Raw genomic sequence first — 10000 nt, 5'->3', positions numbered from 1 at the left:
TGAGGATTCCCGCCGCCCGAAGGCCAGGGGCCCCTATCTGTGGCTGTGGTTTGCGGCCCTCACTGGTATCATATTCGGCCTTGTTGCCCTGTCATGGGGCTGAATCTGTTAACCAAACCCTTAACAGATGCCGCATAACGCGCGTATAGTCATCAGGTTCAAGAGGGGCTGAGCGCCGGATGACCAGAAAGCATATACTCTACGCCATACTGTTCCTGATTGTTGCGGCTGTGCTGGGCATTACCGGCTACTGGCTGTACTGGGACAATTTCGTGCGCTGGGCGCCCGTAACCATCACGCAAAAGCAGAAGGATATTCAGGAGCTTCTTGATTCGTCGGGCTATGCGGCGTCGGGTAAGGAGGGACCGGAAATCTGGGTCATTACCTATCGCAACTGCGCGACGTGCAAGGTGTGGGAAGATCAGGAACTGCCGAAGTTCGAAGCCATTGGCGCCGATATCCGCCTCGTGCCCTTCGCCCCGATGGATGTCGAAGGCAAGGTGACGACCACCGCCTCGGAACGTTCGACCATCGCCGAAATCTGGCTCAACCGCTCCTATCCGCTCTACAAGCAATGGCGTGCCGCCAGCGAAGAGGCGTGGCAGCCGACCTTCCGCGCCGCCGACGGTGATCTGGCGCGCTCAGCGGTGGTGCAGGCCAGCCGTGACTTTATCGCCAAACTGGAGCCGCTTCTGGGCGATAATGGCGTGCCGATCCGCTATCCGCTGATTATCTGGCGCGATGGCACCCAGCATATCCGCGTCTGCGCCTGTTCGGATGAGCGCATGTACCACTATGTGCGCGACGATCTGCACGCGCCGTCGAAGCTCGAAGGCGCACAGGCGCCCGCGCTGAAAATCGAAGCGCCGGCCACCGCCGCCGCTGAAACCGTAGCCAGCGATAGCGCCACCGGCAATTACGGACCTGATAGTCGGTAAGGTGTCAACGAACGGCACGACCTGGGTGGTGGAGGCTTTTTACAGACTGACCCCATCGGCTCAAAAGACGACCTGAACCTGTATGGTTACACGGGCGGGGATCGTGTCAATGGTACAGATCCGACGGGATTGGCAACGTGCGGAAAGTCAATGAGCGACCTAGGTGAGTGCGGGCAAGCAATGACACAGCAAGTAGCTGCCCTTGCGGCAGTTCAATCGACAAGGGGGGAAATTGCAAATCTAAAGCAAGAAAGCGCCGCTGTCGCCGCCGGGAAGCAAACGGGGCTGTCAGACCGCGCTCAAGCCACGGAAAGCGCATTTGGTAAGGCGTTCGACTCTTCATCTAATGCAACGCTTGCCTCGGCAGACAAAAAATTGTCGCGGGTGGAAAATTTCCTATAATACAGGTCCGGCCGTTATAATTATGAAAAGGACGAAGAGAGCAAGGTCAGTGCTTTTGTGTTTGATAAATGTACTATTTCAAACACTCAAGGATACGCATTCAATGATAACAAAAAGCGTTTTCTTATTCCATGACAGGTATGATGTCACAACCTTGGTTCATGAGCCGCCACATTTATTTGGTGCAAATGCCAACATGCGTGAGTATTATCAATTAGATGCGCTTTCCATGGCAAAGCAACCCGGAGGTACGAAACGTGCGCTCAATAATGCTGATAGCTATCTTATCCTTGTTCAGCGTCTCGGCGGCCTCTAGCTGCATTGGTAATGTATTAAATGTTTCAACAAACATAGTTGCAATTGATGTTGAAACCTCTCAAGTTGAGGTGATCATCACAAATAATGGTACAGATACAGTATGTTTTGAAGCCGGACATGGACCCCGGTCGTTCAAATTAACGCGAAATAAACGCAGTATTCCGTTACGACGAGGTGTTCCTTTTGCGTCTTCGGCGAATAGATGTGTTGAAGTCGCCCCAGGCGAATCGCTTTCTGAAATTTATGATTTATCTCGAGCGTTTCCAGTTATAAGGCGTGGAGATAACTTGTGTTTTGAGGCTTATCTTCGCATAAAGGGGCACGATGACGTGGCAAATAAAATCGTATCAAATTGCCGTTTAGTTGGTTAATGGGCTGCAAGATAAAAGGCCGCCTCTCTGAGCCTGTAAGTTGTTGTCTAACATCGTTTTTTTAGAACCATGTTAGCTTCAAGCCCTTTATTCATAAGGCTTTGCGATGGCTCTATGGGTGTTTCGCAATTGCTCGAATCCTGCCTTCAATCATCCGGGCGCGAATGAGGCGTTTGCGGCGTTTTTATACCGTTCGTGCGCGGGCAGGATAAAAAGGCGGAGAGGCTCTGGGGCCTGGTTCTGCGTGATAGTCTATATTTTACAAATGGTTATGTGAGTTGCGCGAGAGGTGCGCTCTGCATGTGGTGAGGTGCGGACCCGGTATCCCGTTGTATTGTATGGCTAATTTGTGAGGTTTGCGGGATTTAAGCGCTCTGTTGCGACGGCGGCGACGGTGTCCTGCAAGAGCTTTACGCGCTCGGTGAGCCCGTCGCGTTCTTCATCGGTGACGGTGTAGTCGGCAGAGTATCGGGCCTCTATATAGGCGCATCCGCATAAGGCCCTGTTTTGCCCGCCCCAATGCCGCCCCATTGAATGGGCAGGGTAAACTCTCATATGATGCGTGAGATACTGTCCGGGAGACTCTTCATGCGTGCGACCCTGATTTCACTGGCCCTTTTGTGTGTGCCGGGCGCGGTGTTGGCGCAGGACGTCATCGACCCGAAGCACAAGCCCAACTTTACCGAACGCACGGACAAGATGACGCCGGTGCAGCGTGAAGCCGAGATCAGGCGCATCTTTGCCGAATTTGACCGCAACCGCGACGGTTTTATCACCGAGGATGAGGCCCCGCGCCTGCCGCATACGGGCAATGATCCGGAGGCGATAAAGGCCGACGCCAAATTCTTCATTTCGCTCTATGACGACAACGAAGATCATAAGGTGTCGCTCAGCGAATACCGCGCCAAGGCGGCTCTGGCCCTGATTGGGCGGGAAAAAACGACGCAGGCCTCCAAATAAGGACTTTCCTTATCGCCAAAGCCGCGCGGCTGGTCTAAAAACCCTCGCATGAGCGAACAGACGGCCCCCTCCGAATCCCCCAAAATGTCCACCTTCGGCTTCCGCGATGTGGAAGCGAAGGAAAAGGTCAATCTGGTCCACGGCGTGTTCAAAAACGTCGCCGCCAAATACGACCTGATGAACGACGTCATGTCGGTGGGCGTCCACCACCTGTGGAAGGACGCGGCCTGCGCCAAGCTCAACCCGCAGCCGGGTGAAGTGATCATCGACTGCGCCGGCGGGACGGGCGATATTGCGCGGCGTCTGGCCAAGCTGGCGCGCGCCGCCAAAGCCCGCAGAGGGGGCAAGGACGCGGAAATCCGCATTATCGACTATAATCAGGCCATGATCGAGGCGGGCATTCAGAAGGGGTCTGAGCCGGAAATCACCTGGTCGGTTGGCGATGCGATGAACCTTGCCATCGCCGACAACAGCGTTGATGCCTACATCATCTCGTTCGGTATCCGTAACGTCGCCGATGTGCAGGTGGCGTTGAATGAGGCCAAGCGCGTGCTGAAACCCGGCGGTCGCTTCTTCTGTCTGGAGTTTTCGCACCCGACCACGGGCCTTGTCGAAAGCAGCTACGAGTTTTACGCCTTCAACATCATCCCCTTCATGGGGCAGATGATCGCCAATGATCGCGATTCCTATCAATATCTGGTCGAAAGCATCAAACGCTTCCCGGATCAGGAGGCCTTCCGCGGCATGATGGACAAGGCGGGTTTCCGCCGCACAGGCTATACCAACTTCACCGGCGGGGTGTGCGCCCTGCATTACGGCTGGGCGTAAGCCTTGGCGTCGGTGTTCGCTTCGTTTTTCCGCCTGATCAAGGCCGGGTTCGTCTTGATGCGCGAGGACGTGCTGATCCCGCGCGAACTGAGCTATCAGCTCAATCCGCCGTCGCGTTTCTTTTCCAATTCCCTGCGCTTTTTCTTTGCGCGTCGCGGGCCGCAAGACCGCGTGGGGCTGCGCTATGCCCGCGCCTTTGAAAAGCTGGGTCCGGCCTTTATCAAGCTGGGGCAGGTGCTTTCAACGCGCGGCGACATCTTCGGGGATGAATTTATCCGCGACCTCAGCCACCTGAAGGATCAGTTGCCGCCGTTTGATGCGGCGACGGCGCGACGTCTGGTCGAAGAGGCGCTGGAAAAGCCGGTCGATGACGTCTTCTTTGAATTTGGCGAAGTCATCGGGGCGGCCTCCATCGCGCAGGCGCACCGCGCCATCCTGAAAGACGGGCGGCAGGTGGCGGTGAAGATTCTGCGCCCCGGCATCGAGCAGATCATTGCTGACGACATCGCCATGATGACGCTGGCGGCCAAAATCATCGCCTTTCTGTCGCCCGCCTCGCGCCGTCTGGAGCCCGAAGCCTTTGTCGCTACGGTGGCGCAGTCGCTCCTGCTGGAGCTGGACCTGCGGCTTGAGGCCTCGGCAGCGGACGAACTGGGGCAGATCATCAATGCCGAACCCTATATGTCGGCACCAAAAGTCGTCTGGCACCATGTGGCTAAGCGCGTTCTGGTCATCGAATGGGCCAAAGGCATCCCGCTCAGCCGTCCCGAAGCCCTGACCCAGCCGGGGCTTCAGCCGCAGGCCATGGCCGACAACCTGATCCGCGCCTTTCTGTCTCAGGCGCTGAACCACGGTATGTTCCATGCCGATCTGCACGAGGGCAATCTGTTTGCGCAGGCCCCGGATAAGCTGACGGCGATTGATTTCGGCATTATCGGGCGGCTCAAGCCCAAGGAACGGCTCTATCTGGCGGAAATGCTGTGGGGCTTCCTGCGCCGCAACTATAAGCGCGTGGCCGAGGTGCATTTCGAAGCGGGCTACGTTCCCAAGCATCACGATGTTCAGGCCTTTGCACAGGCCCTGCGCGCCGTAGGGGAGCCGGTGCTGGGTCGCGCGGCGACCGAAGTCTCGATGGGACGGCTTCTGACGCAACTGTTTGAGATTACGGCGCAATTCGACATGCACCTGCGGCCGGAACTGGTCCTGCTGCAAAAAACCATGGTCAGTGTCGAAGGCGTGGCGCGGCGCATCTATCCGGAACACGATATCTGGGAAGCCGCCCGGCCGGTGGTGCGCGACTTTATCCAGTCGGAACTGTCGCCGGTCGCCGAAGCGCGCCGCCTGATCGACAAGCTGGTGCATAAGCTGAAGCTGGATGACGACGATGAGGCGGACCGCGAACGCGAACGGCGGGCGCTCATCTCCCTGCAATCCGAACTGCGCCACAGCCGCACCGTCTCGACCCTGGCCCTGATCGCCTCGGTGCTGGCGCTGGGCGTTATGGTGTGGATGGCCGTTGTTCATTTCTGACCCGGCCTGACTCACCTCTATTACCCCGCAGAGTTGCCCGCCATAACGCCGCTCTCGCAAGGGTTCGACCTTAGCGTTCTGTTAACCGCTTCTTCCCACCTTTAGATAACTGAAATCCTTTACAAGGGATAATCCGCCACGGAGCGGGTTGTATTTGGGGTAGGGTAAACCATGCGTACGCTTCGCGCGCGCCTGCAGGGCGTGATGTCTGTGCTGATTATCGGCGCGCTTTTGAGCTGTGGACTGGCTTTTCTGATCGCTCAGGCGGGGCGGCAGGGGCTTCAGACCGTCTATGCTGACCGGGTGATCCCTTTGGAACAGCTTAAAGGCATTAGCGACAACTATGCGGTCCTGATTGTCGATAATGCCCACAAGGTCCGCGCCGGCACAGTCAGCTTTGACGATGGCGTGCGCAATATGGACGAGGCCCTGACGCGCTCGGATCAGCTCTTTGACGCCTATATGCTGACGTGGATGGACGCGAATGAAAAGGCGCTCGCACAGGCGGCCAGGGATCAGAAAGAGAAGGCCAAGGCCTCCATAGCGCGCTTACGGGATATCATGCTGCGGAAGGATCAGGCGGCGCTTGAAACCTATGTGTCGAGCGAGCTTTATCCCGCCATTGACCCGGTGACGGCGGCCTTCGATGTGCTGGTGAAGCTACAGGTTGCCGAGGCCAAAAAATCGTTTGACGTAGCCTCACAAAAACAAGCCACCCTTCTGTGGGCGTTGGGAGCGGCGTTTCTGGTCAATTTCACGCTGGGTGCCGCCGGCATCTGGATCGTGCGTCATCGGGTCATCGCGCCGATCAACAGCCTGACGGCGGTCATGACCCGTCTCGCCCGGGGTGAATACCAGACCGAAGTGCCTGCCCGTGACGCGCGCAACGAAATCGGGGAAATGGCGCGCGCCGTTGAGGTGTTCAAATCCAATGGCCTTGAGCGACAAAGGCTGGAAGCGGCGGAAAAGGCCGCTTTGGCGCAGCGTGAAGCGCGGGCGCGTCTGATCGAGGAACTGGTCCAGCGTTTTGATGCCCATACCCGCGAAAGCATTCAGTTTGTCTCCGTGGCTGCCACGGAACTGGAGGCCTCGGCCGAAAGCCTGACGTCCGGTGCAGAAGAAACGACCCGTCAGAGCACCGTCGTCTCCTCGGCATCGGAAGAGGCTTCGATGAACGTACAGACCGTTGCCGCGGCGACCGAAGAAATGGCCGCGACCGTGCAGGAGATCGCCCGGCAGGTTCAGGGATCGGTACAGATTGCCCATAGCGCCATCGCCGAAGCGCAACGGTCCTCAGAGGTCATTCACAAGCTGTCGGACGGGGCGCAGCGCATCGGCGATTTCGTCAGCCTGATCACGCAGGTCGCCTCTCAGACCAACCTGCTGGCGCTCAACGCCACCATCGAGGCGGCGCGGGCTGGCGAGGCGGGTCGGGGCTTTGCGGTGGTCGCCAGCGAGGTCAAGACCCTGGCACAGCAGACCTCAAAAGCGTCGGCGGACATCGAGGCGCAGGTGCAGGAGATACAGGCTGTCGTCGGTGAAGCGGTAATGGCCATTGATCACATCCGCCGCACGATCGATCAGATGTCTGAGGTCTCTATGGCGATTTCAGCGGCCGTGGACGAGCAGCATGCCACCACACAGGAAATCACCCGCAATGTGCAGCAGGCGTCGCAGGGCACGGTCGAGGTGGCGCAAAACATGTCAGGCATCTCGCGGGCGACCGAAGAAACCACTGCGGCCGCCACACAGGTGCTCGGTGCCTCCGGTGAGCTGTCGCGTCAGGCCGACAGCCTGCGCAAAGATATCCATGAGTTCATTTCGGGAATTCGGGCCGCCTGAGACAGCCGCTGACAGTACAGGGGTATTCCATGATCACCATATTCCATCGCCTGGGCGAGCGTATCGCGGAAACCCAGCAACGCGCCGACCAAAACGTCCCCGACGAACCGGTATGGATCGACCTCCTCAATCCCACCGAAGAGGAACTGCGGCATCTGCCGCAAAACCTCAATATCGCCCTGCCGACGCGTGAAGAAACCTGGCGCAATCATGCGCTCAACCGCATGTACACGCGCGATGGTACGGCCTATATGACCGCCGCCGTCATCAGCGACGACCGCGATGCGCGCGCCTGCGGGACGGTGACCTTTATCCTGACGCCGGATTTCCTGATTACGCTGCGTGACATCGATCCGCCGCCCTTTCTGGCGCTTCAGGAACGCCTGCTGCTGATGCCAAAGGCCTTTCCGGACAGCGTGGACGTCCTGACCGGCTTGCTGGAAGCCATTGTGCTGCGGACCGTTGTCCATTCCGATGAAGTCATTACCGGGCTGGATGGCCTGTCTCGGCGTATCTTTTCGCCGCGCGGGTTTGAAGGCGAGAAGGGGACGCCCTCGGACATCATGCACGGCGTGTTGCAATCACTGGGCCTCTTGGCCGACCTCAACTCACGCATACATGAAAGCATATCGAGCCTTCAGCGCGTGGCGGGCTTTCTGCGCACCCATACGCCCGCCGGTCAATCGGACCACAGCCGCGCTCTCGGTACCCTGCTCAAGGATACGCAGTCCATCGCTGAGCAGACGACCTTCCTGTCGAACAAGATCAGCTTTCAGCTTGATGCCGCGCTGGGGATGATCAATGTCGAACAGAACCAGATCGGCAAGATCTTTTCGACCACGGCGGTCTTCTTTCTGCCGCCGGCGCTGGTCGCCGGTATTTACGGCATGAATTTCGACCATATGCCAGAACTGCACTGGGCGCTGGGCTACCCCCTGGCGCTGGGTCTGATGGGGGTGGCGGTGCTGGTGCCCTACTGGGTGTTTAAACGGCGGGGCTGGCTTTAATCCGGTTGGTGTCGGCCAGATAACCGGCGATCATGCTGGGGTGCATCGGCTTGGCGAACAGATAGCCCTGCGCCATGTCGCAGCCCATTTCGCGCAGACGTTCCAGCTGTTCCGGGGTTTCGACGCCCTCAATAATCGATTTCAGCCCCATATCACTACACAGCCCGGTCATGGAGCGCACCACCTTGCTGGCGCAGTCGTTTTCGATGTCGGTGACGAAGCTGCGATCGACCTTGATGCGATCAAGCGGCAGGCGGTGAACATAGCTCAGCGACGAATAGCCGGTGCCGAAGTCATCCAGCGACAGGTGACAACCGAGGGTCTTCAGCATCTGCATGGATTGGCGCGCCTTGACGAAATCGTGCGCCATGGCGGTTTCGGTGATTTCAAAGTCGATGCGTCGGGGGTCAATGCCGGACGCATTGACGATGGCCACCAGCCGCACCACCCCTTCGGCGGCGCAGATGTCGTGCGCCGACAGGTTAAACGACAGGCCGATATCTTCGGGCCAGTTGCGCATCTCACGTAACGCCTTTTCCAGCAGCACGCGGGTGACGCCGCCAATCAGGCCGGCGCGCTCGGCCACAGGAATAAACACATCCGGGGCAACCAGACCCAGTTGCGGGCTGTACCAGCGGGCCAGAGCCTCAAAAGACAGCACGCGACCGCTTTTCAGATCGACAATCGGCTGAAACAGCTGGATCAGCTCCTGTTCGAGATCGGCGGACAGAAGATGGCGTTCGATCTGCGTCTGGGTACGGATTTCCGCCGCGTGCTTGTCGCTGAACAGAACGGTCTGACCGCGCAGATTGCGCTTCGCATAATAGAGCGCATAGTCGGCATTCTCGAACAGGATTTCCGCTGACTGTATGGTCTCGCACCACGTCGCCATGCCGATGGAGCTGGCCATGTGGGCGTGTGTGCTGCCGATGGTAAAGGGCAGGCGTACAACATCGGTCAGATGGCGACCGACCTCACTTAAAGCCTCGTCGGACGCGGCGTCGCGCACGATCAGACCAAACTCATCTCCCCCCAGCCGGTAGATGTCGGCCTTAGCGTCGATAAAGCCCAGGCAGGCCTTTTCAAGCCGGCGCGCGGTTTCGCTCAACACCCGGTCACCAGTGGCGTGGCCATAGGTGTCATTGATCGGCTTGAAGCCATCGAGATCAAGCACCCCGACGGACAGGGCCAGCCGCCCGGCCTGCGCCGCGGCAAAGGCCTTTTCCAGATCGTGAAAGAAGCGGCGGCGGTTGGGCAGTTCGGTCAGGGCGTCCAGATTGGCGATGCGGAAGTTTTCGTCCGATAAGGCTTGTGTTTCGGCCTGCTTGGTCATCAGGTCGCGACGCGAACGCACCAGATCGGCAAAGTCGCGATAATGTGTCATCAGGATGGTCAGGATGGCGGCGCTGACCAGTACGATATTCACGGCAATCGCCTGTTCAGTCTGATCACCCCACAAACCGAAAAACAGGATAAACGGCACATTGACGATCAGCGTCACCAGAATAGCCGCCGATCTCAGATGCATCAGGCAGAAGATACAGCCGACTACGGTGATGCCCATGTAGAAGATCACATGGCCCTGTGCGTGGTCATCGCCATAGGGGTGCAGGCTCAGGCCCCAACTCATAAACCCTATGGCCAGAAACGCCGCCATCTTGGTGGTGCGGCGAAGCTGAGCCACAGCAAATTCGGGCGTTACGTTCTGGTGACGCTTGCGCCACCAGTGAATCCCGCGCACGCCGGCGATCAGGCACAAGGTGCCCGGCAGCCAAACCGACAGCCACAGAGGCGCGAGGTGGGA

General features: G+C 58.4%; 8 protein-coding genes. 7 read left to right on the top strand and 1 reads right to left on the bottom strand.

Going from position 1 to position 10000, the window contains the following annotated elements; genetic code table 11:
* Nucleotides 1-179 precede the first annotated feature (179 nt).
* From LDL37_RS02330 to LDL37_RS02300, 7 genes are all read left to right on the top strand, one after another.
* Nucleotides 180-938, top strand: coding sequence for a hypothetical protein (locus tag LDL37_RS02330; protein ID WP_290793735.1), 759 nt, complete (start codon nt 180-182; stop codon nt 936-938).
* A gap of 505 nt (nt 939-1443) precedes the next feature.
* Nucleotides 1444-1656 (top strand): hypothetical protein, encoded by a 213-nt coding sequence (locus tag LDL37_RS02325; RefSeq protein ID WP_290793732.1) that lies wholly within the window; start codon nt 1444-1446, stop codon nt 1654-1656.
* Nucleotides 1657-2617: 961 nt separating this feature from the next.
* Nucleotides 2618-2989 carry an EF-hand domain-containing protein gene (locus tag LDL37_RS02320; RefSeq protein ID WP_290793729.1) on the top strand — a complete coding sequence of 124 codons (372 nt, stop codon included), beginning with the start codon at nt 2618-2620 and terminating at the stop codon, nt 2987-2989.
* Between the two features lie 84 nt (nt 2990-3073).
* The gene (locus LDL37_RS02315; RefSeq protein WP_290793740.1) at nt 3074-3817 is read left to right on the top strand and encodes a class I SAM-dependent methyltransferase; all 744 of its coding nucleotides are present in this window, start codon (nt 3074-3076) and stop codon (nt 3815-3817) included.
* A 12-nt stretch (nt 3818-3829) separates the two neighbouring features.
* Nucleotides 3830-5347, top strand: coding sequence for a 2-polyprenylphenol 6-hydroxylase (ubiB, locus tag LDL37_RS02310; protein ID WP_290793737.1), 1518 nt, complete (start codon nt 3830-3832; stop codon nt 5345-5347).
* A gap of 171 nt (nt 5348-5518) precedes the next feature.
* A complete protein-coding gene (locus LDL37_RS02305; protein WP_290793726.1) occupies nt 5519-7189 on the top strand; it encodes a methyl-accepting chemotaxis protein in 1671 nt (556 codons plus the stop codon).
* Nucleotides 7190-7218: 29 nt separating this feature from the next.
* Nucleotides 7219-8196 carry a magnesium transporter CorA family protein gene (locus LDL37_RS02300; protein WP_290793723.1) on the top strand — a complete coding sequence of 326 codons (978 nt, stop codon included), beginning with the start codon at nt 7219-7221 and terminating at the stop codon, nt 8194-8196.
* On the opposite strand, the gene LDL37_RS02295 is transcribed toward LDL37_RS02300, so the two are convergent.
* On the bottom strand, nt 8174-10000 hold a 1827-nt coding region (locus LDL37_RS02295; RefSeq protein WP_290793720.1), incomplete at its 5' end, for an EAL domain-containing protein. The two genes, LDL37_RS02300 and LDL37_RS02295, sit on opposite strands and share 23 nt — an antisense overlap.

The sequence above is a fragment of the Asticcacaulis sp. genome (genome assembly GCF_020217185.1).
GTDB lineage: Bacteria > Pseudomonadota > Alphaproteobacteria > Caulobacterales > Caulobacteraceae > Asticcacaulis.
The sequence above is the reverse complement of the archived record's forward strand: the minus strand, read 5'-3'. Positions and strand labels throughout refer to the sequence as shown.

Bases quoted from the DNA above. Each gene is read 5' to 3' on its own strand.
- LDL37_RS02330 (WP_290793735.1), top strand. From the start codon at position 180: ATGACCAGAAAGCATATACTCTACGCCATACTGTTCCTGATTGTTGCG.
- LDL37_RS02325 (WP_290793732.1), top strand. From the start codon at position 1,444: ATGATAACAAAAAGCGTTTTCTTATTCCATGACAGGTATGATGTCACA.
- LDL37_RS02320 (WP_290793729.1), top strand. From the start codon at position 2,618: ATGCGTGCGACCCTGATTTCACTGGCCCTTTTGTGTGTGCCGGGCGCG.
- LDL37_RS02315 (WP_290793740.1), top strand. From the start codon at position 3,074: ATGTCCACCTTCGGCTTCCGCGATGTGGAAGCGAAGGAAAAGGTCAAT.
- LDL37_RS02305 (WP_290793726.1), top strand. From the start codon at position 5,519: ATGCGTACGCTTCGCGCGCGCCTGCAGGGCGTGATGTCTGTGCTGATT.
- LDL37_RS02300 (WP_290793723.1), top strand. From the start codon at position 7,219: ATGATCACCATATTCCATCGCCTGGGCGAGCGTATCGCGGAAACCCAG.